The sequence below is a fragment of the Rhodococcus sp. NPDC056960 genome, assembly GCF_042674125.1.
Classification (GTDB): Bacteria; Actinomycetota; Actinomycetes; order Mycobacteriales; family Mycobacteriaceae; genus Rhodococcus_F.
This window is the reverse complement of sequence record NZ_JBHURF010000049.1, coordinates 1-25723: the sequence shown is the minus strand read 5'-3', so window position 1 is coordinate 25723 and position 25723 is coordinate 1. Positions and strand designations below refer to the sequence as shown.

The following is a 25723-nucleotide window of genomic DNA, read 5'->3' as shown; positions in this document are numbered from 1 at the left end:
CCACGGAACTGAGGAGATGGCTTGAGCGGCACGATGGTGTTGGAGAAGAAGTGGCCGGTGTTGAGCAGGCACGGGCAGGCGGCCGGGTGGCTGCAGCTGTGGGCCGATCTCGGGAGGGCTCCCCGGACGATCGACGCCTACGCCCTTGGGCTTGCCGAGTACCTGCAGATGTGCGAGCGAGAAGGGGCCGACCCGCTCACGGCGAGCCGGGCACATGTCGGCGTCTATGTGCGGGAGTTGACCGAACCACCCAGCCACCGAGGCGCGAACGTGGTGTCGCTCGACTCCGGCTCCGGGCTGGCCAACGCCTCGATCCAGCAGCGGCTGGTGCCGGTGCGGCTGTTCTACGACCACCTCATGGAGGAGGGCATGCGTGAGTCCAATCCCGTTGGCCGGGGCCGTTTCACCCCCGGCCGACGTTGTGGCGGGCATCAGCGGGGGTTGGTGCCTCGGCTGACGACCCAGCCGGCGCACCACTGCGCCGTGCTGAAGCTGCCCTGGGTCCCCAGCGAGCGGCAGTGGGCGGACGTCCTGGCCGTCGCCGCCGTGGAGCCGGTTCGGAACCGTGTGATGCTGGCGTTGGCCTACGATGCCGCGTTGCGCCGTGAGGAGCTGTGCTCGCTGCGTACCGACGATCTCGACCCGGCCCACCGCACCCTGCGGCTTCGGGCGGAGACGACGAAGAACCGGCTCGAGCGGGTCGTGCCCTACTCGGCGGCGACCGGGGTGCTGCTGTCGGACTATCTCGCGCACCGGGCGAGACTCAGCAGGGCGCGCGGACCGCTGTTCCTGTCGGAGTCCCGCCGCAACATCAACCCGACGAGACACCACGACTGGCACGCCCCAGGGCGGCATCCTTATGCCTCCAACACAGTGGGCAACTTCTGCTTCGATGTCACGCTGAACTACTGGCGGCTGGAACGTCCCCGGCGTGTCACGAAAGGCAAGTGAGATGTCCAGTAGTACCCATATGTATGGCTGACGGTCGTGTCCGTGTTGACGCTTCGGTATACGCCCAACGGGTCAACGCGGCCGCGGAGTTGCTCGATTCGGGGGTCCCGGTTGCCGAGGCCGCGGTGATCCTGGCGCAGCGGTTCGGGTGCTCGGTGCGGCAGGCACGGCGGTACGCCGACCACGTCACCGAGAGCGGACGCGTTCTCGTTCCGGAGGAAACAACGGTGTTCACCGGCAAATGGACTGCAGCACTAGAAGGTCGGATACGTAGGCAGGCCCGGGAGTCGGGAAGCGCGATCCCCGCCCTGGTCGCCCGCGCGTTGACCGAGTTCTTGGAGCGGGGCACAGAAAGCCTCGAGACAATGGCGGTATCGCCCCAGCCTCCCGTAAACATCGCCAGGGACGCCTGACCCTGGTTGACCGAGAGGCAATCTCACGAGGACCACGAGGATTCAGTGCCGGACACTGGTTCCGTACCATCGCCTCGGAACTCCGTCGGCCGGCCTCGACGGTCAGCCGCGAGGTGGGGCGCAACAGTGGTCGGGACGCGCACCGCGCCGTCACCGCACAGGAACGGGCCCATCAGTTGTGCAAGAAGCTGCGAACCCGACGACCGATCCGGAAAACAAGCGGCACAGCGTCAAAGGGCAATGGAGGTCACAGATCACCGATGCTGACGGCCGATCGAGAACCGACCCTCTGCCGCGGACGACCGCAGCGCTCTCGGACATCTGGAAGGCGATCTGGTGATCGGTTCAAACAACAGCCAGGTTGCCACCTTCGTCGACCGCAAGACGAGGTTCTTGATCATTGTGAAGTTGACGAGCCGGCACACCAGGACCGTCGTTCCCGCGCTGATCGATACCTACACTCGCATCGACCCCGCGTTGCGGAGCACACTGACCTGGGGATCGTGGCATGGAACTGGCCGCCCACAAGAGGCTGAGCGCATCCACCGGTGTCGCTGTGGTTTTCGCTGCGCCGCGAAGTCCCTGGCAGCGAGGAACGAACGAGAACGCCAACAAGTTGCTACGTCAGTACCTGCCGAAGGGGACCGATCTGTCCACGCACAGCCAGTCCGACCTCGACGCTATCGCCGATCGCCGCAACACCCGACCTCGCAAGTGCCTCGGCTTCCGCACCCCGGCCGAGTGTGTTGCGTTGACCCGTGGAATCTAAGGCGGCCCTTCTTCAAAAACTCACGGTCCAAACGTAGTTCAGAATTCTCATGAGGGAGACGCTCGAGTTCGGCTCGCTCGTCCGCATCGAGTGTCCGGCCGTCGTCGCCCTCCGTCCGTGCCTTCGCCAGGGCGACCCACTTACCGAGCAACTGCTCGCCGACACCGATCTCCTTCGCGACGTGCGCGATCGGACGTCCGGTCTCGATCACCAGGCAGGCGGACTGTTCCCGGTACTCCGGGGAATAGCGCTTCCGTTTGCCCGACGTACGGACATGCTCCCTGCAGGACCAGCGGTCCCGCCAGTCAGGTGTCCACCATCAAGGGGCAACCCCAAGGGCATCCTCGCGTTACGGCACGCTCACCCGACCACCGTCATCAGTGGAGCGAGGCTTAGCGGACTGGCTAAAGTCGCGCGCGGTGCGGCCGGCGATTCGACCGAAGATGATGGCGGCGCTGATGGCGTTGCCGCCGCCCACGTACCGCGGGCCCATGATTCCGCCAGCGGCCTCACCAGCCGCGTACAGGCCCGGGATGACGGTCCCCGTGTTCGAGCGGACGCGGGCGTCCTCATCGATTCGAACGCCACAGAATGTGATACCGAAGGCGGATGGGCGAAGTTCGACCGCGTAAAATGGCTTCGTCGATAGCTCACGAAGCTGACCGGTCTTGCGGTACCGGCGGTCGCCTCCGTTGCGCACGTCCGCGTTGTATTCGGCGATGTTGTTGTCAAGGGCGACTGGGGCGACACCAGCTTGCTCTGCAAGTCCGGTTAAGGTGTCCGACCGGAGCACCCGACCTTCGTTGTACATCTGCATGATTGTGTCGGCCCCCCAGGTGTACTCGCCAACGCTGAGGTGGGGAGCTACCGATGCCGCTCGTGCTGCTTCGTCAAAGACGGCGAAGCAGCGGGACTCCCGCTGCGCCTCTATCAGGCTCCCAGCTACGGCGTATTGCGACGTCTCTGCCATGAATCGTCTGCCGTCGAGATTCACAAAAACGATCCAGGCGGGAACAAAGCTGGAAGGGCTCTTGCTGAATCCGGCGGTCAAGTTCAACATGCCAAACCCGCGGCCGAATACTTCGGCATCGAGCTGACGAGTCATAGTGATGGCATCGCCTCGCGAGGTTGGACTCCCGAAGTAATTCGTCCAGTCCGGGCCATGGGCGCGTGCCGCGGGGAAGTATTTGGCAACCAGGTCTGGGTTCGCCCCGATTCCTCCGGTAGCAAGCACCACCGCACCCGCCCTGAACTCCTCATCGTCAATTCGCACGCCCCGTACCGCGCCATCAACGATCAACAACTCCCGAACTCTACTCGAAAGCTTGACAATAACGCCTTGCTCCCGGGCTCGCTTTTCGAGCGCTGCCACCAACTCCGGTCCACCACCGGCGCACTCGTGTCCGCGCCGGGTATTGTCGAGATCGGAAACGTACAGGAGCCTCTCGGAGTAGTCGGCGCCCAGTTCACGAAGCCACTCCAAAGTAGGACCTGATTCCTCGCAGAATCGCCAAGCAACTGACGGCTCCAACTCCCAGCTATTGAGAGCCATGTAGTACCGGTACATCCGCTCTACGGAGTCCTCTACACCAACTGCACGCTGAACGCTTGTACCTGTCGCGTAAACGACACCACGCGACATGATAGTGGAGCCACCGATCTGATCCGCCGCCTCTAGGACGAGCACCGAAGCACCATGGGCGCTTGCCTCGACCGCTGCCGCCAAGCCGGCACCACCGGCGCCGACCACTATCACGTCATAGTTCACAGTGCCTCCTCGGCCATACCGTGCTGCGGCGCACGCTAGATCGGACTGGTTGAACCGTACACCGTTCTTGGCGATTACCAAACGACGTTTTGTTTGACCGTTCCATAGCCGGGTGGACGGCAGCTGATCCCTGAAAGCAGAAAGTGCGACGGAACCGGGACGGGTCGAAGGTGTCCTATCTGCAGTTGGCGCACAACGAGTGGGGCCCGGCCGCAAGAGGTCGCCGACGAAGGTGCTGTACTCGTTCGGCCGGGTCGATCAGCTCGATCGGGCCGCGATCGAGCGACTGATCGCCGCCTTGGCCGAGTCGTGGGCGTGGAGGCGAGCGCGACGGGTCCGGCTCGGTCGCCGGTCGGTCGGAGTATTCACCCAACGCCTCTTCGGCGTCGACCCCGACACTTACGGAAGATCCGACACGAGCCCTGCAGGTTCAGCCAGCACGCACCGACCGGGATGAACACCTGCCGGATCCGAGGGTGCTCCTCGAACCACGTCCGGGTGGACACACTGCGATGAGAAGAGAGATTGTCGGTGACCACCACGATCTCGCCGTTCGGGTTGTCCTGCTCTACTGTCTGCAGAAACCGCTGGTAGGCAACACTGTTACGGCAGGATGCGGTAATCGTCAGCTCCCGGCCGTCCGCGGGACACAGCGCCCCGTACACCCAGGTGTCCTCTTCGGCCCACGACTGTAATCGAATACGGCCTTGATCAGGTGCCCGCCGGGGACCGTCCCGGCGCCGGCGGGAAGGTCCGCGGGATCACCGGGCCGAGTTCGTCGGCACACAGGATCGTCGGGTTCGCTGGTGATGCGGTGTAGAACGAGACGATCCGTGTCCTTTTCCCGCGAAATCCGGGTCGGTGGACCGGATCCAGGTGCGGCGCCACCGCGCCCCCTCGGCGAGCAGGATCCGCCGAACCTGGCTGCGGTGGATGTCGATACCCTCGGCCCAGGCCGCCTCGGTCAGCGCGTTCAGGGTCCATTCCGGCGGTCCGGCCGCATCGGCGGCCGCGAGCCGCCCGTCCGGGTCGCGAACAGGACCGCCGGGTGGAGTTTGCTACACCAAAGCCAGGTGCGGGAACGCTCGTGCTCGGTGATCCGCCTCTTGCGGCCCTGACCACCCCGGTCGGCCAGCCCGTCGAGCCCGCAGGCGTTGAACCGTTCGAGCCATCGACGCACGGTCTGTTCGCGGCAACCCAGCTGCTCGGCGATTGCCGGGACCCGCAGCCCGTCCCAACTCAGCGCGATCATCCGGCCTCGTTGCACCCAGTCGGCGGGGGCGCGCCGAGCTTCCGGCCAGTTTACGGATCGTTCGTTCCTCGTCGCTGTCCGCTGCCGGGCGCGCCCGCAGGATCTTCGGCATCCGGCTCGCCTCCGAGCGACTCGAACCGATACACTCAGCCCTCAATCTACGCCTCTAAAGAGAAACACAGCACTAGGATGATTGCGATGCCCATTCGGGTAGGGTTCCCGCATCGTTCGGCTGTGCTCGCTGAGAGAGACAACTCACACTGATAGATTGCTGGCCACGGTCGTATCCACGGCTCGACACGCGAAGGCCACGAACCGGCCAGGGAAGGGGGCGAGGATGGCACGCCCGAAAATTCCGTTGATCTCGCGTCGCAAGGCGTTGGAGACCGCTCTGCAGATCGTGGACACCGAGGGACTCGACGCACTGAGTATCAGGCGGCTCGGTCAGGCTCTGAACGTCAACGGTGCCTCGCTCTACCACCACTTTAAGAACAAGGACGACATCCTGGTCGGTGTCACCCAGCTTGCCCTTTCGGACGTGTCGGCACCGCGAGACGAGCATCAGAGTTGGCGTACCTGGCTGCCGCTCAACGCGTTCCGGACCCGGCAGGCGCTCGTCGCCCACCCCGAGCTAATCCCGATCATGCTGCGAAGGGCGCACCTCGGGATCGGCCTCGACGAGGTGGAGGCCAGTGTGAAGCGGCTGCGGGACGAGGGCCTGCCAATCGCCATGATCTCGCCCCTCATGGAAGCGCTCGAGCTGCTGGCCATCACAAGCGCTCTGCAGGAGGTCGGAGTGGCCAGCTCCGCGGTGCCGGAGAACGCCGACTCAGCGCAGGAGCTCCGAGCGGCGCTCGATGCGCGTGCCCTTTCGACCGGCGAACTGTTCGAGATTATGGCGTCGACCGCCATCTCGGTGATTGAGACTGCCGTGCAACTCCGGGAAACGCGCCGAGCAGTGAACACGGCCCGCGGCTGACTGATCTGCCCCGACGAATTCGGACACTGGAGCTGGTTATATTCAGGCCGCGTTGACGTGCTGCCGATACCTGTAGTGGACGTCGTTCGGGGCGCTCGATAGTCGAGGGCTGAATGCCGCCGTCGAGGGTTGTAGAATCCCTCGATGTATCGGACCATGTCTTGTTGCGCTTGCATTTTAAGTCGGCAGCCTCAGATCGTGTCTGGCCTCGGCCCGAGCCGCCCGCTGAAGACAGGGCTGTAACAGGGACGACTCGATTTCTGCACCGATTGCAGATGTTATCTGGCCCGTCGGTCATGATGCGACCGCCCGCCCACAGCGTCGTCGGCCACGCAGTGGGGCGTTAGCGGCTCAGCTTCTGCGGCAGGAGGTGACCCAGGCGATCACGCTTGGTCCGTAGGTATTCGAGATTGTGCGGCGTCACCCGGGGCGTCACCGATACGCGCTCAGTTATTTCTAGACCGTAGCCGGATAAGCCGGCGTACTTGTCAGGGTTGTTGGTCATCAGCCTGATTCGTTGAATGCCTAGATCCATCAGGATTTGAGCGCCGACTCCGTACTCTCGTGAATCCACCGGCAAGCCGAGTCGCAGGTTGGCGTCGACGGTGTCCAATCCGGCATCCTGCAGATTGTAAGCCTGCAACTTGCGACTGAGGCCGATGCCTCGGCCCTCGTGACCGCGCAGATAAACGACGACCCCGCTGCCCACCTCGTTGATCGCACGCAATGCATCGTCCAACTGCACGCCGCAGTCGCAGCGGTCCGATCCGAAAACGTCACCGGTCAGGCACTCCGAGTGCACGCGCACGAGTACCGGCTCGGACCCGCAGACATCGCCCTTGACCAGCGCAACGTGCTCGATGCCGTCAAGCATCGATTCCCACACGTAGCAGACAAACTCGCCGTGCCGCGTCGGTACACGGGCGCTGGCAATCTGTCGAATCAGCGACTCACTGCTCAGGCGGTAACGGATTAGTGAAGCTATCGACGTGCGTACGAGGCCGTGTTGGGCCGCCAAACGAGCGAGTTCGGGTCCCTGTGCCATCCCGAGTTTGTCACCGGTGACCACCTCCGAGATAGTTCCGGCGGCCTGCAGCCCGGCAAGCCTGGCGAGGTCGACCGCCGCCTCGGTGTGGCCAGCGCGCTTGAGCACCCCACCGTTGCGTGCCCGCAGTGGGAGGATGTGACCGGGACGCACGAAACGCGTCGGTCCCGCCGTAGGGTCAGCCAGTGCGACGAGCGTAGAAGCTCGATCGGAAGCCGAGATCCCAGTTGTGATTCCGTGAGCAAGGTCGACCGTGACTGTGAACGCGGTTTGCTGACTTTCTTCGTTCTGCTCGACCATCATCGGTAGATTCAGGTTGTCGGCACGCTCCTTGGTTATCGCGGCGCAGAGCACGCCTGAGGTGTGTCGGAGAAAGAATGCGATCTTCTCAGGGGTGGCAGCCTCGGAAGCCATGATGAGGTCGCCCTCGTTCTCGCGCGACTCGTCGTCGGTCACTATTACAATCTCTCCGGCACCTACCGCCGCGATCGCCGCCGTCACTGACGCGATTCCCATCAACTCGCCTCCTTCATCGCATAAATGCGGCTCTCGCCAGCGGTACGGATCACGTCCGTCGTCTATATAACCAATCATTGTTTGATTTGTCAAAGCTTGCCGCCCTCGCCATGGGTCAAGACTCCCTTGGATCTCAAACCTCGGGCTTTCGTGCGTCCAGCAGAACAGGAGGTTGCCTTGAGTAGGTGATTTGTTGTTCGCAAGCTCGTCGTCGCTTGCCGGTGTGTCGACCGTCACGTAATTCCGACTTATGGTGACTCGCCAACTTCGTTGTCAGAGAGCCGGTCGCGCTTTGAACCCCGGCCAACAATCCACCCCGCGCCCTGCGTCGCAGCTGACCATCTTCGGACTGCGATGTTTTCGGGCGGAGTGTGCATTGCCGACATCACCGAGAACTCAGCCTTCGCGGTCGACCCGCCGCATACAGAGTGTGGATCCTTCTGGCGCAAACAGGCCAGTTGCCCTTGGTGACCTTCACTGTGCCCGGATCCTGTGGGTGCGCGGCCACGTTATCGTGGGAGACGCCTGTAAAATGCGTAGACCTGGACCAACAATGACGGATGTCGACCCAGTCGATGAGCGGCACCAGACTAGCCGCATGATCCGAGTTGCGCGCCGGTTCGAAAGTAAACTCGCGCAGGAACGTTCGCACAGATAAGAATGCGTAGGCTACTCCGGGAGCTTGCAATTTCGTTAAGAATGCACGACGGTAACGTTCGCGTCCGCGCGACCCGTATCGCCGCGGTCAGCTCGCCAGTGGAGAGGCTCCGGAGGCGACCGCTGCGGCGGAATCACCTTGTAGGCGAGCATCCCGGCACACCCTTGCCTGCCCAATCACTGCGATGACCGAGCAGGCTCTCCCGAAACGGCGCTGCCCATCCGAGACCGGGGGTACCCGCCCGGTGGACGCCATCGACAACTGGACAGACGTGTACCGGAAGTGCCTGTCGAAGTGACGGTCTAAACCAAGAGGGACTTCAGCCGGAAGGGAAGGTCGTCAGCCGCGGCGAAGCCACTCCTCGGCGAGTATCAGTCCCAGGAGGAGAGAAGCCGGTTGTATTGAGCGCGGTCCGTCGCGACTTGGCGCTCAGCTCTGCCGCAGTACGCCGTTCTCAAGAAGCTTTTTCACTTCGGACCGGTTCACGCCCAGTTCCATCATGATATCGAGGGTATGTTCGCCCGGCCGTGGGGTCGGGCGAGGCTCCGGCACGCCCTTGGACGGGAAGCGGGGAGCGGGCGCGGCTTCGAGTCGCCCGTATCGATCGACGATGGTACGACGGTGGGCCAGGTGTGGATCAGTGGTCAGCTCATCGAGGTTGAGAACAGCGGTTCCGCAGGCATCCACCTCGGCGAATCGCTGTTCCCAGTATGCCCGCGGCTGGGCGCTGAAGGCAGCGGACACCTGGGAGCGGAGCTCCGGCCATGCAGCAGGCTCAAACTGTTTCGACGCGGGCGATTCCAGGCCGAGCACCTCGAGCATTCGCTCGAAGTACGCGGGTTCGATCGCGCCCACGGAGAACCACTGCCCGTCGGCACATCGATACGCGCCGTAGAAGGGGGCCGATCCTCCCAGTACGCCGCCCCCTCGTCCGGACCACCGTCCTTGGCTGAACTCGAGAAGCTGGGGTGTGAGCAGCGTGGCCACGCCGTCAACGATGGAGGCATCGACGACCTGGCCCACGCCGGTGTGCTCGCGTTCGAACAGTGCCATCACAGCTCCGAGGAGCGCGAACATCGCGCCGCCGGCGAGATCGCCGACCAGCGCCTGTGGAACGGTCGGCGCATCCTTCGGGGTGGTGCCTAGTGCGCCGAGCATCCCGACGGTCGAAATGTAGTTGATGTCGTGGCCGGCCCGGTCGGCGTACGGCCCCGTTTGACCCCAACCCGTGAGCCTGACATATACCAAGCGGGGATTCTGCTCAAGGAGCTCCTCCGGTCCGAGACCCCGACGCTCGAGTGTCCCGGGCCGGTTTCCTTCGATCAGTACGTCGGCGGTGCCTGCGAGCCTGCGCACGACGTCCGCTCCGGCCGGGTCGCGCAGGTCAACCATGATCGAGCGCTTTCCCCGCCCGAACGAGCCATCGGGGCGGATGCTGGCCGTAGGGGACGGCTTCAGCACTTCGATGACCTCGGCGCCGTGATCGGCCAGGATCATACCGCAGAATGGTCCTGGTCCGATCGACGACAGGTCCAGCACCCTGATCCCGGTCAGGGGTCCTTCACTCATCGTTGTCCTCCGTCTGCGTGTGTATCGCTTGCGGTTCAGCGGTAGGTCTTCTGCAGCCGGTTCAAGTCGATCTTCCCGGTGGCGTTGTGGGGCATTTCTCCTACCATCGTCAGCCGCGTGGGCAACTTGTAACGAGCGATGCGTCCCGCGGCGAACCTGGAGAGTTCCTCGAGGTCGATCGGCTCTCTCGAGCGCGTGCTCACGATGGCGAGGCCCGTCTCGCCCCAGCGGGTGTCGGGAACTCCAATAATGGCGATCTCATTGACATCCGGATGATTGATCAGCAGCGCCTCGACCTCTGACGGGAAGACGTTCTCACCTCCGGACTTATACATTCGCTTGTATCGATCGACCGCCTCGTAGAATCCGGCGGTGTCGACCCTGGCGGCGTCTCCGGTCTTGAACCACGGTCCCTCGAAGGACGGATCCGTGGCCCGGTCCTTGCCCCAGTAGCCGGGCGTGATGCTGGGACCACTCAGCCATACCTCTCCGATGTCCCCGGTGGGGACATCGGATCCGTCGGGGGCGACGAGGCGGATGTGCGTGTACGGCACTGCCAGTCCGATCGAGTTCGGCCGGGCGGCTGCATGCTCGCGGGGCATCTGCGTGACTGCCGGCCCCGTCTCTGTCGAGCCGTACACGCTCTGGAGTATTAACCCCTTCGCACGCATTGCGTCGGCGAGCTTCGCTGGAATCCGCCCCCCACCGCACTCGAGATAGCGCATTGATGAAAAGTCCGCGTCGGTCCAGGCCTTTGAGTCGAGCATCATCTGATAGATCGTGACCACTCCGGTGCTGTGCGTCATGGCCCGGTCCGGATCGCCCATCACCTGGACCATCTGGTCGGCGTCGACCCGCTGGGCCACCGCGACGCAACCACCGGCGAGGAGGATGGGGTTCGCCAGTGCCGACAGGCCGCCCGCGTGGAAGTTCGGCATCGGATTGAACATCCTGTCGCCGCGGCCGGTGATGAGCTTGTCCTCACGGCTGTTGAGGAAATTCCAGATCATGTTTTCCCGGGAGAGCATGACCCCCTTCGGCACACCCGTACTCCCCGAGGTGTACAGGACATGAGTGATATCGCGCAGAAGCGATTCCCGGGAGGGGCCGACTGATCGGGCACCGACCAGATCGGTTTCGTAATCCACTTCTCCGTCCGCACAACCCCATGACAGTCGGGGGATCGAGGAGTCTGAAGCCAGCGTCCGGCTTAGCTCGTTGAGTGGCTGGTCATGGACGATCAGTTTCGGATCGGCATCAGTGACCATTCCGCGCAATTCTGGAAGTGCCAATCGCCAGTTGAGCGGTACCAGAATCGCACGAAGCCGCATCAGGGCGAATTGCAGTTCGAAGAAGCGAATGTCGTTCTGGGCGACAGCTACCACACGGTCTCCCGCGCCGATTCCGAACCGGTCGGAGAGCATGCCAGCGACCAGGCTGACCCTGTATTCCAGCTCTTCCCACGATCTTGTTGCGCCGTCGTCGACGCCCTCGAGTGCTGGGTCCGCCGGGTGACGTACGGCATGGTGAGCCACAATGTCCGTGGCCAGATGCGCGGTGCTCAATCGAGCCTCCTTTTTGTATTGTCAATCACTCACACTGCCTAACAGTGTTGGATATTGTCAATGGCTGGGTGAGGAGGATCTCGGATCGTGGATGCCCTAACTCTGGCCCGAGTCGGCTCGTATACGTAACCTCTGGCCCGAGTCGGCTCGTATACGTAACCCGTACACGTAAGAGGTGCATCGACAGTGTACCCAACCGCCGCGCTCGACCTTGCTTTCGCATAGTCCCGCGTGGGTGACTGTTCAAACAGTGATTGATAATCTGGTCGCCGAGAGGCGAAACCGCAGGAGGACCGCATGCAGATCCGCGTCACCGCGCAGGGTGTCGATGTTCTAGACCCCGGGCAGCTGAGCGCCCTGGGTCTCGTCACCGAACTCAGTCTGAACGATACAGTGCATATGCTCGAGCAGCGTGGGCTGATCGTCGTCCCGGGCGGCAATGGGGTTCCAAGTCACGTATGGCTCGACATCGAGGAGCTCGCCCGCCACGCCCAACCGGCAGAGGACCCGTCCTGGCGGTCACGGTACGAAAGGATGATCGACTACGCCGCAGGTGAAGGTTGGACCGACGCGAGCAGGACCGTGGTCCGTGCGCACATCGAGGTCAAGGTATGAGCGCGGGGGCCGGGCTCACTGTCGAGTCTCGTTCCGGGCGATCGCGCTCCGAGGTGGAGCAGGTCGTGAACCGCTTTGCAGGGGACTCCGGCAACGGGATACAGCTGACAGGAGACCGCTTCACCCAGGACACGGCGGCGTTCGGCAATGACCTGTCGACACTGCCGAACCTCTCTGCCGAGATCAGAGCACCTCAGGGGACGATCCACGGGGTCTCTAGCTTCCAGCTGTATCTCGCTGATCATGACTCCTCACGCCAGGCGACCATCCCGACGTGCTCGTAGCACTGAACCCGGCCGCGCTCAAAGCCAAACTCAGCGATCTGGCGGCAGGCGCCACACTGATCGTGGACGCACACGAATTCCCGCGATAACACACCGCACACCGGTCAACTGCTCTCCGACGGATATTTGGCCAACGGCTCTGAACCTTGGCGGCTGCTAGAGGTGACGGCGCCCCGAGGACGGAGCCGACTTCCTGCCCTACTCGCGTGATCCGGAGACATTGGCTCGACCATGGGCGCCACCGGGCATCGCAGGTCTCGAACACCGAATCGGGGGACTCGAGTGTTGCGCGTCGTTGAAGGTGACGACGACGGCGTCATCGGGGTTGACGACGATGCGGTGCGAGAACGGCCCCGCTCGGGGGTGGTGAGCGGGGCCGTGGTGGGCGTGGTGACGCGGTGGTGGTCGGGTTGACGCGGTGGTGGTCGGGCTGATGGGGGTCGGGTTCAGTCCGCGGCGATCTCGCTGATGGCGATGCGGGCGGCCTTCTCGTCGACGATGGCGTGGTCGGCGGCGAAGGCGGCGGTGAGGGCGTGCAGTGCGAGGTTGTTCACGGCGCGGGGATGCCCGCGTGAGGCGTTGTGGATGAGCTCGGTCGCGTCGTCGGAGAACAGGGTGTCGTCGCGGCCGGCGATGCGACAGTGGTGGCGGATGTAGTCGGCGGTGTCGGCTGCGCTCATCCCGGCGATCGTGTAGCGCACGGCGATGCGCTGGTCCAGGGCGGCGAGCACACCGAGTCGGAGCCGGTGCCGCAGGGTGGGCTGGCCGACCAGCACGACCGCGAAAGGAGAACCGGAGTCCATCTCATGGTTCGTGAGCAGGCGAATCGCTTCGAGCTGGTGGTTGTCGAGCAGGTGCGATTCGTCGATCACGAGCACCGGATTACGTCCCCTCTCAGCGTGTTCGGTAGCGAGTGCTTCCGATGCCTGCGGGGCGAGGCTGGCGGTATGGAAGGCGGGGGTGTGCCCGAGCGCGGCGACGACGTGCCCCAGCATGCCGCGCACCCCGATGGTGGGGTTGGCCAGGTAGATGATCACGTGCCGGGAGGGGTCGAGGGCCGCGGCGGCGGCGCGGACGGCGACGGTCTTGCCGGCGCCGACCTCGCCGGTGATCACCCCGATCGCGCGTTGGTCGACGCACCAGGTGATGCGGGCGACTGCCTCACCGTGGCCGGGGTGGCGATGCAGCATTCCCGGTGCGAGATCGCGCCCGAACGGCATTCGGGTAAAACCCCAATGTGACTGCAGCCGTTGAATGCTCATGCTGATACCTCATCGCCGTCGGCGGCGGGTGTGTGGTCGAGGACGACGACGGTGTCGTCGTCGAGGGAGCGGGCGGGGTTCTCGTCGGCGCCGTGGCCGTCGGTGGTGCTGTAGAGGGCGTGGTAACCGATGCGCTCGTCACGGCGCAGCTGCTCGTGGTGAGCGACCGCGGTCAAGGCGAGGTAGTCGATCCCGGTCTGCGCCGGCGACTGCGGCGCGGTCGTTTCCGGTTTCGCCTTGGGGTGAGCGTGCCGGGAGATGGTGTGCGGTGTCGCTGTCCCGAAGCTCTTGCCGCGGTAGCGGACCTCGAGGGTTTCCAGGTCGAACGGGGAGAACACCAACTCCACCTTCCGCCCGACCAGGGCGGGATCGACCTCGTAGACGTTGGCGTGCAATGACACGGTCGCGGTCTTGGTGACGGTGCGGTGCTCCGACCACAAGAACGCCTCGGTGAGATCGGCGGCTGTCGGCATCGCCGGGATGCGGCCGAGCCGGTCCCAGCCGTCCTGCCACCGCGCCAGCGGACTCTGTCCGGTCTCCGAATGCACCCGGCGGTGGTACTCGGTCTCGACCCAGGCGGTGAACAGGCGGTTCATCTCGAGCAGCGCGGCCGCATGGCCGACGCCGGCGGCGGCGAGGTCCTCGCTGCTGGTGTCGGTGACCTCGACGAGGAACTGCTCGCGGACAGTTCGGAAAAACCGCTCAATCTTGCCTCGGCCCTGAGGCCGACCGGGTGTCGAGTGCACCAGCCGCACTCCGAGTTTCGCGCAGGCCCGTAGCAACCACGCGTCGACGAACGCGGAACCGTTGTCCACGTAAATCGCCCGGGGAACACCGCGCGCGGCCAGGGCAGGCTTCAGTGCCGCGGCGAGCCGGACGGTGTCTTCGGCGAACCCGAACCGATAGCCCGGCAGCAGCCGGGAGTGATCGTCGACGAACTCGAACAGGTAGGTCTTGCGGTCCCCGATCCGCGGGCCGTGCAGGGCGTCGCCGCACCACAGCTCGTTCGGGTCGGCGGCCTCGAACCGCCCGAACACCGCCGGCGCCTCGCCCGCGCCGGGACCCATCAGGTCCACCCGGTGGAAATGTCGCAGCAGTGTCGATTCCGACGGCGCCCACCCGGTCGCGGTGCGCAGAATCCGTGCCACCTGCGCGACCGTGCGGGTGGGGTTCTCCCGCTTGAGTGAGGCCGCCAGCTCCAGCACCTGCGTGTCGGTGCGCGCGGCCAGCCGACGTGGTTCGGGCACCAGCGCCTCGAAGCCGCCGCGGCGGTAGCGGCGGATCCAGCGGTCCAGCGTTTCCCGCGAGATCCGCACCTGATTGCCGAACGGGTCGGCATGCGGTTCGGCGGCGATCTCGCGCACCAGCTTGCCGCGTTGCTTGGTCGACAACCCCTCGTCCAGTGCCGGGCAGATCAGCCGATACCGGAACAACCCGATCGCCTGCGCCCGCTCACGGCGCTTGTGCTCATCCAACGACATCTTCTCGGTTTCCCCTCTCGATGAAGACCCGCCGGCACAGGTGTTGCCGGCGGGTGCCTTCGTGAGGATCACCGATCATCGCCGCCCGCGTCAGGGGCGACTGGTGTTGCATCCGGCCTCGGCGCTGCCGACGGCCAGCCCGGGGCGAGAAGGCGACCACCGCTGGCCGCGACCGCCACCCGCACCGGCGTCACCGCGCCGACGAACCCGGCCGGACCGAACCGAGATCGCACCGCCGCGGCCGCGGTCTCCACCGCGCTCAGCACATCCCGCCACCGGCAGCCGGTGGTATCGGGAATCGTCACGTCCACCCCAGCGACCACCGCGAGATGAAGAAACCACGACCGCATTACCTCGAGGCGCTCCGCCATCCGGCGCAGCCAACCCCGCACCGTCGTCGCCGGCACACCCACGACCGCGGCGACCTGTCGCTTGCCAGGGTGATGGGACCACCTCGTTGCCACGAGCATGGGACCACCCGAAGGTGTCATCGAGCATCGACCTCCCCTTCTGAGCTGTCAACCGCGCCATGTCCCGGACGGGTGCGTTGCCGGTAGGACGGGCCCTCGATGACGAGGGTGTGCGCCGAGGAGGTGAGCCGGTCGATCGCCGACTGCGCGAGTAGGGCATCGGTGGTCATCGACAGCCATTCCGACGGCTCCCTGTTCGAGCTGACGATCGTCGCCTTGCGGCGATGGCGCTCGACGACCAACTCGTAGAAGTCGTTGGTCTCGGTGGCATCCAGGGGCCTCAGGGCGAAATCGTCGAGGACCAGGAGATCGACGGTGGCGATGCGCCGCATCTCCGCCTCGACCGAGTTGTCGAGCCGGGCGGCGCGCAGACGGGCGAACAGCTTGTCCGCGCGGGCGCAGAGCACCGTCATCCGGCGCCGGATCGCGATGTGCCCGAGGGCGGTCGCCAGGTGCGTCTTGCCGACTCCGACCGGACCCAGAACCAGGACCGAGTGGCCGGCCTCGGCGAACCGCAGCGAGACCAGGTCCGAGAGCAGGGATCGGTCGTAGCGGAGGTCGTCGACGGCGTTCCAGGTGTCGATCCGCATCGACTGATCCAGCCCGGCCTTCGCCGACCGTAAAGTGGCCGAGCGTGATTCCCGCCGGGACACCTCGTCGGCGAGGAGCAGTTCCAGGAACGCGACGTGGCTGAGTTGGTGCTGGCGGGCCAGGGCGAGTCGCTCGGGCAGGGTGTCCTTGAGGGCGCCGAGCTTGAGGGCCTTGAGGAGGGCGATCAGGTCGGCGCCGATCGGATCGACCGGCCCCGTGGGGGCGGGTGGGGTGGTCATCGTGGCTCCTTCGTGTCGGTGTTGCCGCCGACGATCACCGTCAGATGCCCGGTCCTGTCGGTGGCGACGCCGGTCCCGGCAGTGGCAGGGGTGGTCCGCTCGGTGGCGGAGGCGGTCCCAGATGTGGCGGGGCCGGTCCGGTTGGTGGCGAACTCGGCGGGATCGCGGGTGAACCGGGACGGTGCCGCCGACCCGGCGGCCGGCAGCAGCGGCGTCGCGGTCTCGGTGGCGCGTTCGAGCATCGAGGCGATCTTGCTCACCGACACCACATCCAGCTCCAGCGCCGTGCTGCACGCCGCTTCGACCGGGCCGGGCCCGTAGCGTCGGACCAACCCGAGCAGCCGGTAGACCGCCCGCATCCGGATCCAAGGCAACGGATCGTCGAGCAGCCTTTCGGCGTAGATCCCGACGCAGTCACCGTGTACTGCGCAGGTGCCGATCAGCCGATCCAGGTCCCGCATCGCATACCCGACCTTCTCGGTGGGCAGATCCTCCGGGTCGGTGCTGCGCCCACCGGCGGGCTGCCGCGGATGCACCTTCACCAGTTTGCCGTGGGCGTAGAACTTCACCAGCGCACTGTCCGCCCGCACCTCGAGGGTGGATCCGATCCACTGTCCCGGGATCGAATACAACGCCTTGGCGACCTCGGCATGGAAGTCGCGGTGCACCTTGACCTGTTTGAAGATCGGCACGTCGTAAACCGCGGGGACGGGCAGCAGGATCGGTGCCTCGTCCTCGTCGAACACCTCGAGTGGGCGGGCCGCGGTGGTGCCGTGCTTCCGCATCCCCGCGGTGTCACGGCACCACGCTTCGGCCCGCTGTTGCGCGTCGGCGAGATCGGCGAATTCCTCACCGGCCCAGTAGTTTCCACGTACATATTGAACGGCGCGCTCGACCCTGGGTTTATCTTTTGGGGACCGGATCCGGGCCGGGTCGGTCACGAACCCGGTGTGCTGGGCGTAGTCCAACCAACCCTGCGACAGCCGCGGACTGACCGCGTCCGCCTCGGACACCACCGGTCTCAGGTTGTCCGGGATCAGGACCTTGAACACGCCACCGAAGAAGGTCCACGCCGCCTCGCAGCCGGCGATCACTGCCGCCAGGGTCTGCGAGTACGTCAACCACACGAACATGTGCCGCGAGTACACCGCGGTGAAGATCAGCGCGTGGACCTTGCGGCGCCGCCCGGTCTCCGGGTCGGTCAGGTAGCCGAGGTAGCCGAAGTCGATCTGGCATTCGCTGCCGGGATCGCCGTCGACGATGCGGACGGTGGTGTCCTTGCGGCCGAAACCGCACCGCTCGGTGGCGAATCGGTGCAACGTCCGGTACGGCACCACACAGCCCTGGCGGGCCAGCAGGGTGTCGATCTTGGTGATCGTCAGCGGTGGATGGTTTCCGTCGCCGGCGACCCACGCGGTGATCTGGTCCTCGAACGCCAGCAGCTGGTCCCAGGCGGCGCCGTGCCCATTCGGGCGGGCCGGGCGCACCGCCTCGATCACCGTCCCGATCAGCCCGTCGTCTAGGGCCTCGATCCCGTCGGTGCGTTGCAGGCCGGCGGCCTGGGCGGCCTCGATGTATCGGCGCGCGGTCTTGCGGTCCACCCCGCAGTGCGCGGCGATCGTGCGCAGGCCCGGTGGCCGGGACCCGGGCACCCCGAGCCAGATCCGGAGTACTTCCTTCACTTCGTTCACGTTGACCTCCCGAAATGCCATGCCCGTCCGCCTTCGTGATCGGGGATACCGATACGACGATCAAACGAGTCATTCGACGGGACTCCGGCGCGACGCGCCGGGGTGGTCCCATGACTGGCAATCCGAGTGGTCCCATGAGGGTGGCAGAAATCAGATCAAAACGGTCCCATGCTCATGGCAGGCGACACGACCTGACGATGCCCGCCGCCCTCTGCGCGCACGGTCAACGCCGACCAGATCAGTTCCGCCGCATACGCCCTGCGCAGCAGCACAGCCACCGGCAACAACACATGGGTCACCGCACACGCCCGGCACCGCGCGCGCCGCGGCCGCAGCCGATCACCGAGCCCGACGATCCGGCGAGCGCGGGCATACCCCCAACCGCCGAGCACACCGTCCCCACACGCAGGGCACCCGATCGTCCCGGCCGCGAGTCGGGACTCGACGTGGACAGGATCAGCCTCTACCGTCACCATCAGTGCCTCCAGCACTACAGCGCGGCACCCCGCTAGCCCGCCAAGACTTCGCGGGGTGCCGCGCACCCGTCAGTTCCTCGTCACACTGACGATGCACACGAAGCAGATCAACCCCTGCGATCACCGCGATTCTCCATCGGCACCCTCAGTGAAGAACCGGCATGCCGTGGTCGTCACCCAAAGAGACGGTCAACACTCGAGAAAGCTCACCTGACCGGTGGCATCTCATATGACCCTGACAACCACGAGATGATGGTTCGCACCCGCCAGGCGAAGGTAGACGCCATTGCCGCGGACATTCCAGATCTCGTTGTCGACGATCCGTCGGCCAGGCGCGCATGTTGGTGGTCGGCTGGGGCTCGACATACGGTCCGATCGGTGCCGGCAAAAGGCGGCCGCGTCAGCGTGGACACGCGGTTGCTCAGGTACACCTGCGCCATCTCAATCCTCATCCGCGCATTCTGGGAGAGATCCTTCGACGCTACGACCGGGTGGTGTGTCCAGAGATGAACCTCGGTCAGCTGGCCTCGCTGCTGCGTGACCGGCACCTGGTCGATGTCCGACGGCTAACCAACGTGCGCGGAATGCCGTTCGGCGCCGAGCAACTCGAACATAAGTTTCTGAGTCACCTGGAGGCATTATGACCGTTGTCGACCTGAGTTACCCCCGATCGGAACCGATCGGGTGCCCTCTGCGGGGCACCTCAGACTGGGGTAGAGTTCACCGCCGAACAAGGGTGCGCTGATGCTCAGGCTGTGGTGATTACGCTGTTCTTAAGGGCGGTTCAAAGCTACTTGCCTCATCTCGGCTTGCGTAGTGAGAACATGATTTTCGTCTCCGGTATCGGGTGCTCCTCACGTTTCCCGTACTACCTGGAAACCTATGGTATGCACTCGATCCATGGCCGCAGCGCTGGCGATCGCGACCGGCTTGGCCACGGCGCGGGAGGACTTGTAGGTCTGGGTCGTCACGGGAGACGGTGATGCGCTGTCGATCGGTGGAAATCATGTGGTCCACGCGGTGCGCCGTCACGTAAACATCGACATCTTGTTGTTCAACAACCGAATCTACGGGCTTGCTTAAGGTGCAGTACTCCGACATCGGAATTCGGCAAGATTACCAAGTCCACACCGGTCGGTTCGGTGGACTATCCATTTGACCCGGTCTCGCTTGCTCTGGGCGCAGAAGCGACATTCGTAGCCCGCACGATCGACTCCGGCCGCCAGCACCTGACCTCGGTGCTGGCCGAGGATTCTGCACATTGTGGGACTTCGTTGGTTGAGATCTACCAGAACTTCCCGATCTTCAACGCATGGGCCTTCGATGTACTGAAGGACAGGGAGGCAGCGTCCGAAACGGTGATTCCCTTGGTCGATGGTCAGGCGGTGCGATTCGGTGTGGGCGGCGGGCGTGGGGTGTTCCGTCGTCCGAACGGCGAGCTATACGTCGATGAGGTCGACGCGACCACCGAATCCGATCTGGTGGTGCACGACGCTGGAACCGCCAGCGTTAGGCAGCGTTTGCGCTGGTGCAACTTACGAGCTGGGGCGAGCAGACGTTAGCGCCTATCGGGGTGTGCCGTCGGGTGCCCGGCCTGCATACGACGACCAGGTCAGGGAGCAGCTCGCAGCCGACCCCACTCCGGGGCGAGCGGTGCCCTACAAGCTCTGATCGACGGGCGGGACACGTAGTCTCGAGTGACAAAGGTGTCACCGGCCGCGCCGACGAGTGACACTAAGCCCTCGTCGGTGCCGAGGTAGATGTCGGCTCGCTGCCGCGAATCCGACGGCTGACACGGTCCGCGGCAGCGTTTAGCCGGTTCGCGACTCCGACGATCTCGGCTCCGGAGAGCTGTGTGCTGAAACCGCGCACCTGCAGGGCCAGTGCGACGCCGTGAGCATCAAATACCGGGGCTGTCAGTACCCGTACGTCGTAGCACTTGTTGGCTTCGACTTCGGGATCGAAGCATTGGTCGTCCAAAGCGCCAATCGCACGCCTGACCTCATCCTCGTGGGTGTTGTCCAGATGCTGATGGCCGACGGCTCGCTCGAGTTCGTCGTACGAACCATCGCCGAGCACTACGGACCACCGGCGCTGCTTAACCCGTTCCAGTGCGGCCACCGCGGTCGCACGCGAGCAAGTGTCGCCTAGCCAGCGCTCGACCTCGTTCGGGGTCCAGGCGACGAACACCGAGCCGACCGGGGATGTGAGAGGTGCGCGATAGCCTACCCTGGCGGTGGTGAATTGGGCGCCCGGTGCGTTGGCAATCGCGAGCGCCACTGTTTCACCGCCGACTACCCCGATCGCTTGGCACTCGACCCCGAGGTCGTGGGCCAGCTCCTCCATTGAGCGCCGAGCAAGCCCCGCCAGGCGTAGCGGCTCGATGAGGTCTCGATCCGGTGGTGCGACCAGAGACGATGTGGTCACCGCGCCATAACCTCCCCGAAAAAAGACCAGGGGAGGGCCGGGAGTCAACTGACCGAGTTGATCGACGTGGCCCAGAACGATGTAATGATCTCCGGCTTCGCACGTCTCGACCGGAGTGCAGTCGATCCATGCGAGCGAGCCATCGATGATGGGGGCCCCGGAGGGCGCCGGCGTCCATGCGATCTCCTGAAACTTGTCGCCCCCGGAGACGGCCATGGTGCGGCAGATATCGTCCTGATCGGCGCCGAGGATGCTGACACAGAAGTTCGGTGCCTCGGCGATCAACTTATATGAACTCGAAGTCAAGGCCGGCATGTAGGACACAAGCGGAGGGTCGAGGGACACCGATCCGAACGACCCAACTGCCATGCCGCACGGTCGGCCGTCCGGGCCGATGGCAGCGATTACCGCGACGCCTGTCGGCAACTGGCCGAGCACGGTCCGGAAGTGTCGTTCATCCGAAGTGGCAGCGTTCTTGGGTTGCATGTCGCTCATCCTTGAGTTGCTCGAACTATGGTTAATCCAACATAGTTAGATTAACCGATGGCGGGCACTTCCCGCCAGACGTGTCCCGGGGGTTCATCAACGACCGCACGAGGCCTCGCTCCGAACGAGGATCAGCAAAACTAATTGCCCCTCGGCGAACTTATCCGGAAGCCATTTGCTCGATAATCGTATTCGACCGAAATTCGAGAGTCACGCCGGTGGGGGGGCGAGAGTGGGCTGCCGAACGCTGGCGACCGCGGAATGACTCACGCTTGTAGAACCGGGACGAGTCGTTCCCGACGTGGCAGTTCGCGTCCACCCTGGCGGCCGCCGCGAGGGAGGGATGTGCTCGTGCTCGTTCTCAAACTGGTGAAATCTCGGGTATGGGTACGGGTACTGGTCGTGCAAATCCGCGGTCGGCGTTGCCGTCTCTTTTTAACCATGCAGCAGTGTGGCGCGGCTGCCAGGAGATCTGGTGGTAATCGGCCTTGACGTCCTAATCCATCGACGTTAGATTATTGGATGTGCCGTACGACGGAGAGATTGCAACGGAGATTCGCTCGAACCTCAGGCATCCGACGCCATACTTGAGAGGTTCGAGTCGGTTGCAGTCGGCGACTTCAGGGTTCCTCGTCGACGGTATGGAGCTGGATGGTCGATTTGTCGACTCCTGATCGACAGGTTCGTCGGCACTCGCTTCCTGATGCGGTGTTCGAGGCCACGCCACGAGACGCCAATCGCCGAAAGCCGCGTGGGAGTGCACCGCCGCCCTTTGGCGACGGGCGACATGTCATCGAGTTCTCCTGACGGGATGAATGCGCAAGAAGGGTTGGACTGCACATGAACAAAATGCTGACCGGCAAGGTAGCGGTGGTCACCGGTGGTACCCGGGGGCTCGGACGAGCGATGGCACGGGGTCTCGCAGAGGTCGGTTGTGAGATCGTGGTCGTCAGCCGCAATATCGATGCCTGTGAGCAAGTCGCAGCGGATATCCGCAGCGACTTCGGAGTCAAGGCGAGCGCTGCTGCCTGCCACGTGGGCCGATGGAGCGAGATCGAGCGGTTCGTCAACGAGCTTTACGCCGCGCATGGCCGGGCGGACATCCTCATCAACAACGCCGGGCTTTCACCCTTGTATGAGTCGGAAAGCACAGTGACCGAGGAACTGTTCGACAAGGTCATCGCCATCAATCTTAAGGGCCCGTTCCGGCTTTCCTCGCTGATTGGTGAGCGGATGAAGGCGGACGGGAAGGGCGGCTCGATCATCAACGTGACCAGCATGGCGGCGGTCAATCCGATCCCGAAGACCGCACCTTACGCCGCGGCGAAAGCTGGCCTTAACGCGCTGACCGTCGCATTCGCCCGGGCGTTGGGGCCGACCGTGCGAGTGAACGCGATCATGTGCGGACCGTTCCTCACTGACGTCTCCCAGCATTGGGATATGCAGGCTTTCGAGAAGACCGTAAAGGCGCACGCCTTACAGCGCGCCGGTGCACCCGATGAAGTTGTTGGCACTGCGCTCTATCTCGCGACGGACGCTTCGAGTTTCACTTCCGGCGCTGTGATTCCCGTGACCGGAGGGCAACCGTGAGCGTCGCTAGAGAACTTGACGTCGAAGAGGTGCTCGACCGTGTCGGCGCTGGGTTGCAGAACTCGGGGATCCAGGCAACGGTAGCGAAGATTGAGCGCATTCCGGCAGGGCTGTCGAGTCTGACCTACCGGCTCGAGCTCAAGGACGGAGCCCTTCCTCTGGTGCTCAAGGCGGCAACTCCAGGACTCGTTCCGACCAAGAACCGAGATATCATCCGCCAGGCGCGGATAATCAGCTACCTGAATGGCATCCAAGGAGTGCCGACCCCGACCGTGATTTTCACGGACTCGGGCGAGCCTCCCGAAACGCCCCCGATCTTCGCAATGAGCTATATCGCAGGTGAGAGTTGCGAGCCATTGGACGACGAAAATCCGTCGTCAGCAACCGAACTGGAGTTGTACAGTCGCTACCTTCAAGCTGCACGAACGCTAGGACGACTCCACAGTGTAAGCATTACGGATGCAGTCTTCGAATCGGAGCCGACTGAGGACGGAGGGGGCGAGCTCCGGAAATGGGGCCGCGCGTTCCGTTCTGTCCCCGAGGATCTACAGGGCGATTTCGAGCGCTGTGAGCGTTTGCTTTCCTCGAACATCCCGGAACCGCAGCCAGCCGCGTTGATTCACGGTGATTACCGACTCGGCAACATGATTTGCCGTGGCGGTGACGTGGCTGCCATCATCGACTGGGAAATCTGGGGACTTGGTGATCCCCGCTGCGACCTCGCGTGGTTACTGCACATGTCTGACCCGCACGTAGAGACGGCTCAGCAGGGACGCCCGTTCCCCCCTGCGAGGCAGCAGCTGATCGACGAGTACGTCGCATCGCGAGGGCGGGACGTGTCCGACCTTGCCTGGTTCGACGCTCTGGCCCTGTTCAAGCGAGCTGCGGCCACTGCATTGATCGTCAAGCACAGTCGCCGCTCGGCAACGCCGGACCCACGCAAGTTGGCCGCCGCACGTGTGATTGCACCCCTGCTCGACCTGGCGGTCTCAACTCTCCAGGAGGGTTGAGACCGCCAGGTCGAGCGGAACGCATCTTGACCGGTTGCGAGTCTGGCACCTGCTTCGGCGGATCCACTTGCTTCTCGGCCCGACGGCTTCAGCGGCAGCGCGTTCACTCCCATTCTGTGCGATCACTGTAAATCCAGCTATCTGTGAACGATTCGCGGCAGGGTGGAGCAAGCCGTGATTGAGAATGGCACTCGCTGACGTTGTGCCAGTTGTGAGCCCTTAATCAAATAGTGTTAGTTTGTTTCCAAGTGTTGGTCGATGGGGCATGGTCTTGAGCCTTGTACGGACAACTTTCAGAATGTGAGGCGAGAACATGAAATTCAACATCATGTCGCTGGGTGACCTGATTACCGATCCATTGTCCGGTGAACGCACGACCGCAGCCCGCCGCTACCAGATGTTCCCCGAGATGGCGGTCCACGCGGAGGCAGCCGGATTCAACGGGATCAATATGGGCGAGCACCATGGACTCGAGTACATCTACTCGGCGCCAGCGGTCGTACTCGGTGCCATCGCGGCGCGCACCCGAACACTTCGATTGGGCACGGCCGTGACTCTTCTGGCTAACCTGGACCCATTCCGGCTCGCGGAGGACTACGCCACCGTCGACGTCCTGTCGGACGGTCGAGTCGACATCGTCGGCGGGCGCGGAAACATCTTCGCCTCGACATACACACTCTTCGGGCAGAAGCTCGAGGACTCCGAGGATCGCTTCGCGGAGAACGGTCGACTGCTCAACGAGCTCTGGACCGGCGATCCGCTCCACTGGCAAGGGCGGTTCCGGGCAAACGTTAACGGTGAGCGTCTGCAGCCGCCTCCCTTGCAGGACCGGAAGGACTGCCTCTGGATCGCGGGTGGTGGGTCGCGCCGATCGGTCGAGCTCGCCGCTGAGCTCGGCTGGAAGTTAATGCTTCCAAGCGCATTCGGCGCTCCGGCAAACTTCGTGTCCGTCGTCGAGCATTATTTCGACTGCTGGGAGAAAGCGGGCCACGCCTGGGAGCCGGAGGTCGGCGCAGGGTGGCACGTGTGGGTCGGAGGGACATCGGAGGATGCAAGAAAGCAGTGGGAACAGCGGTACCGAGCATACTTTGAGTGGATGACCACTCTCGTCACGAAGGTGAACACCTCCGTTCCTTCGTATCAGGCAAGGCCGTTCGATTTCGAGTGGCTCACTACCAAGGGGCCGGCTGTCGTCGGAAGCCCGGACGAAGTCGTGAACCGGATCGGCGAGCTTTCCGAGATGCTTAACATCTCTACCAACCTCGTATATATGGACATGGGCGGCATGCCGGAGTCGGAATTGTTCGACGCAATCGACCTTTTTGGGTCGAAGGTGATCCCGCAATTCGACGCATGACTCGCTATAGTGTGCAGCCGACCTTGAAGGGCCAGGGCTCCGTCATAAGCGACAGGAGCGTCGAGCTGTAAAGGTCGGTTCGCGCGCCGGACTCTAGCGCAACGGGCCGCGGGAACTGACCGGTACGCCTGGGCTCACACCGATCGAGGCTGCCGCACACTAAGCCTCAATCCGTGGATCGGTGATCTCGGTGATCTGCTGACCGGGTTGTCAGCTCATCCACGTTCGGTGTTCCTGGGTCGGGGCCGTGTGGCCGGGG

24 protein-coding genes and 4 pseudogenes are annotated in these 25723 nt (G+C 64.1%); 13 read left to right on the top strand and 15 right to left on the bottom strand.

Features of this window, described 5'->3' with window-relative positions; translation table 11 throughout:
* The first annotated feature begins 21 nt into the window (after nucleotides 1–21).
* The 4 genes from ACFTWF_RS42535 to ACFTWF_RS42520 are packed head-to-tail and all read left to right on the top strand — an operon-like array spanning nucleotide 22 to nucleotide 2133.
* The gene (locus ACFTWF_RS42535) at nucleotides 22–951 is read left to right on the top strand and encodes a tyrosine-type recombinase/integrase (protein ID WP_378467071.1); all 930 of its coding nucleotides are present in this window, start codon (nucleotides 22–24) and stop codon (nucleotides 949–951) included.
* Nucleotides 952–974: 23 nt separating this feature from the next.
* Nucleotides 975–1364: a hypothetical protein gene (locus ACFTWF_RS42530; protein WP_378467070.1), complete on the top strand. Its 390-nt coding sequence runs from the start codon at nucleotides 975–977 to the stop codon at nucleotides 1362–1364.
* Nucleotides 1325–1900, top strand: a complete 576-nt coding sequence (locus ACFTWF_RS42525; RefSeq protein ID WP_378467079.1) for a helix-turn-helix domain-containing protein — start codon at nucleotides 1325–1327, stop codon at nucleotides 1898–1900. Before ACFTWF_RS42530 ends, ACFTWF_RS42525 begins: the two co-directional genes overlap by 40 nt.
* Entirely contained in the window at nucleotides 1873–2133 is a 261-nt protein-coding gene (locus tag ACFTWF_RS42520) for an IS30 family transposase (protein WP_378467069.1), read from the top strand. Before ACFTWF_RS42525 ends, ACFTWF_RS42520 begins: the two co-directional genes overlap by 28 nt.
* Here the strand turns inward: ACFTWF_RS42520 and ACFTWF_RS42515 are convergent.
* From ACFTWF_RS42515 to ACFTWF_RS42500, 4 genes and pseudogenes are all read right to left on the bottom strand, one after another.
* Nucleotides 2045–2380, bottom strand: a pseudogene (locus ACFTWF_RS42515) (transposase); the annotation flags it as partial. The gene ACFTWF_RS42520 and the pseudogene ACFTWF_RS42515 overlap by 89 nt on opposite strands.
* A 102-nt stretch (nucleotides 2381–2482) precedes the next feature.
* Nucleotides 2483–3901: an FAD-dependent oxidoreductase gene (locus ACFTWF_RS42510; protein ID WP_378467068.1), complete on the bottom strand. Its 1419-nt coding sequence runs from the start codon at nucleotides 3899–3901 to the stop codon at nucleotides 2483–2485.
* Nucleotides 3902–4266: 365 nt separating this feature from the next.
* On the bottom strand, nucleotides 4267–4602 hold the full coding sequence (locus ACFTWF_RS42505) for a transposase (protein WP_378467078.1): 336 nt from the start codon (nucleotides 4600–4602) through the stop codon (nucleotides 4267–4269).
* Nucleotides 4603–4874: 272 nt separating this feature from the next.
* Nucleotides 4875–5168 (bottom strand): helix-turn-helix domain-containing protein, encoded by a 294-nt coding sequence (locus tag ACFTWF_RS42500; protein ID WP_378467067.1) that lies wholly within the window; start codon nucleotides 5166–5168, stop codon nucleotides 4875–4877.
* A gap of 322 nt (nucleotides 5169–5490) precedes the next feature.
* On the opposite strand from ACFTWF_RS42500, the gene ACFTWF_RS42495 reads away from it, so the two are divergent.
* On the top strand, nucleotides 5491–6132 hold the full coding sequence (locus ACFTWF_RS42495) for a TetR/AcrR family transcriptional regulator (RefSeq protein WP_378467066.1): 642 nt from the start codon (nucleotides 5491–5493) through the stop codon (nucleotides 6130–6132).
* Nucleotides 6133–6174: 42 nt separating this feature from the next.
* Here ACFTWF_RS42495 and ACFTWF_RS42490 read toward each other — a convergent pair.
* The 4 genes and pseudogenes from ACFTWF_RS42490 to ACFTWF_RS42475 all read right to left on the bottom strand — a co-directional run.
* Nucleotides 6175–6311: pseudogene (locus ACFTWF_RS42490) on the bottom strand (IS3 family transposase); the annotation flags it as partial.
* Nucleotides 6312–6475: 164 nt separating this feature from the next.
* A complete protein-coding gene (locus tag ACFTWF_RS42485) occupies nucleotides 6476–7693 on the bottom strand; it encodes a bifunctional 3,4-dihydroxy-2-butanone-4-phosphate synthase/GTP cyclohydrolase II (RefSeq protein ID WP_378467065.1) in 1218 nt (405 codons plus the stop codon).
* Between the two features lie 1087 nt (nucleotides 7694–8780).
* The gene (locus ACFTWF_RS42480; RefSeq protein ID WP_378467064.1) at nucleotides 8781–9920 is read right to left on the bottom strand and encodes a CaiB/BaiF CoA transferase family protein; all 1140 of its coding nucleotides are present in this window, start codon (nucleotides 9918–9920) and stop codon (nucleotides 8781–8783) included.
* A 35-nt stretch (nucleotides 9921–9955) separates the two neighbouring features.
* Nucleotides 9956–11485 carry a class I adenylate-forming enzyme family protein gene (locus ACFTWF_RS42475; protein WP_378467063.1) on the bottom strand — a complete coding sequence of 510 codons (1530 nt, stop codon included), beginning with the start codon at nucleotides 11483–11485 and terminating at the stop codon, nucleotides 9956–9958.
* A gap of 297 nt (nucleotides 11486–11782) precedes the next feature.
* On the opposite strand from ACFTWF_RS42475, the gene ACFTWF_RS42470 reads away from it, so the two are divergent.
* A complete protein-coding gene (locus ACFTWF_RS42470; protein ID WP_378467062.1) occupies nucleotides 11783–12100 on the top strand; it encodes a hypothetical protein in 318 nt (105 codons plus the stop codon).
* Nucleotides 12097–12470: pseudogene (locus tag ACFTWF_RS42465) on the top strand (2-oxoacid:acceptor oxidoreductase family protein); the annotation flags it as partial. The gene ACFTWF_RS42470 and the pseudogene ACFTWF_RS42465, both read left to right, overlap by 4 nt.
* Nucleotides 12471–12830: 360 nt before the next feature.
* Here the strand turns inward: ACFTWF_RS42465 and ACFTWF_RS42460 are convergent.
* From ACFTWF_RS42460 to ACFTWF_RS42435, 6 genes and pseudogenes are all read right to left on the bottom strand, one after another.
* Nucleotides 12831–13646 carry an ExeA family protein gene (locus ACFTWF_RS42460; protein ID WP_378467061.1) on the bottom strand — a complete coding sequence of 272 codons (816 nt, stop codon included), beginning with the start codon at nucleotides 13644–13646 and terminating at the stop codon, nucleotides 12831–12833.
* Entirely contained in the window at nucleotides 13643–15127 is a 1485-nt protein-coding gene (locus ACFTWF_RS42455) for a DDE-type integrase/transposase/recombinase (RefSeq protein ID WP_378467060.1), read from the bottom strand. The genes ACFTWF_RS42460 and ACFTWF_RS42455 overlap by 4 nt, the downstream gene beginning before the upstream one ends.
* Before the next feature lie 68 nt (nucleotides 15128–15195).
* Nucleotides 15196–15618: a hypothetical protein gene (locus ACFTWF_RS42450; RefSeq protein ID WP_378467059.1), complete on the bottom strand. Its 423-nt coding sequence runs from the start codon at nucleotides 15616–15618 to the stop codon at nucleotides 15196–15198.
* Entirely contained in the window at nucleotides 15615–16427 is an 813-nt protein-coding gene (istB, locus tag ACFTWF_RS42445) for an IS21-like element helper ATPase IstB (RefSeq protein ID WP_378467058.1), read from the bottom strand. The genes ACFTWF_RS42450 and istB overlap by 4 nt, the downstream gene beginning before the upstream one ends.
* On the bottom strand, nucleotides 16424–18139 hold the full coding sequence (istA, locus tag ACFTWF_RS42440) for an IS21 family transposase (protein WP_378467057.1): 1716 nt from the start codon (nucleotides 18137–18139) through the stop codon (nucleotides 16424–16426). Before istA ends, istB begins: the two co-directional genes overlap by 4 nt.
* A gap of 191 nt (nucleotides 18140–18330) precedes the next feature.
* A pseudogene (locus ACFTWF_RS42435) lies at nucleotides 18331–18594 on the bottom strand (helix-turn-helix domain-containing protein); the annotation flags it as partial.
* A 338-nt stretch (nucleotides 18595–18932) separates the two neighbouring features.
* Between ACFTWF_RS42435 and ACFTWF_RS42430 the strand changes: the two are divergent.
* From ACFTWF_RS42430 to ACFTWF_RS42420, 3 genes are all read left to right on the top strand, one after another.
* Nucleotides 18933–19238, top strand: coding sequence for a hypothetical protein (locus tag ACFTWF_RS42430; protein WP_378467056.1), 306 nt, complete (start codon nucleotides 18933–18935; stop codon nucleotides 19236–19238).
* Nucleotides 19239–19602: 364 nt separating this feature from the next.
* Nucleotides 19603–19677 (top strand): hypothetical protein, encoded by a 75-nt coding sequence (locus ACFTWF_RS42425; RefSeq protein ID WP_378467077.1) that lies wholly within the window; start codon nucleotides 19603–19605, stop codon nucleotides 19675–19677.
* Nucleotides 19678–19736: 59 nt separating this feature from the next.
* Complete coding sequence (locus ACFTWF_RS42420; protein ID WP_378467055.1) at nucleotides 19737–20156, top strand: hypothetical protein; 420 nt, start codon at nucleotides 19737–19739, stop codon at nucleotides 20154–20156.
* Between the two features lie 172 nt (nucleotides 20157–20328).
* On the opposite strand, the gene ACFTWF_RS42415 is transcribed toward ACFTWF_RS42420, so the two are convergent.
* Nucleotides 20329–21507 carry a flavin reductase gene (locus tag ACFTWF_RS42415; RefSeq protein WP_378467054.1) on the bottom strand — a complete coding sequence of 393 codons (1179 nt, stop codon included), beginning with the start codon at nucleotides 21505–21507 and terminating at the stop codon, nucleotides 20329–20331.
* Between the two features lie 840 nt (nucleotides 21508–22347).
* Here ACFTWF_RS42415 and ACFTWF_RS42410 point away from each other — a divergent pair.
* The 3 genes from ACFTWF_RS42410 (at nucleotide 22348) to ACFTWF_RS42400 (ending at nucleotide 25464) form a co-directional block, all read left to right on the top strand.
* Nucleotides 22348–23097: an SDR family NAD(P)-dependent oxidoreductase gene (locus ACFTWF_RS42410; RefSeq protein WP_378467053.1), complete on the top strand. Its 750-nt coding sequence runs from the start codon at nucleotides 22348–22350 to the stop codon at nucleotides 23095–23097.
* The gene (locus ACFTWF_RS42405; RefSeq protein ID WP_378467052.1) at nucleotides 23094–24107 is read left to right on the top strand and encodes a phosphotransferase family protein; all 1014 of its coding nucleotides are present in this window, start codon (nucleotides 23094–23096) and stop codon (nucleotides 24105–24107) included. Before ACFTWF_RS42410 ends, ACFTWF_RS42405 begins: the two co-directional genes overlap by 4 nt.
* A 313-nt stretch (nucleotides 24108–24420) precedes the next feature.
* A complete protein-coding gene (locus tag ACFTWF_RS42400; protein ID WP_378467051.1) occupies nucleotides 24421–25464 on the top strand; it encodes an LLM class flavin-dependent oxidoreductase in 1044 nt (347 codons plus the stop codon).
* Nucleotides 25465–25723: the final 259 nt, after the last annotated feature.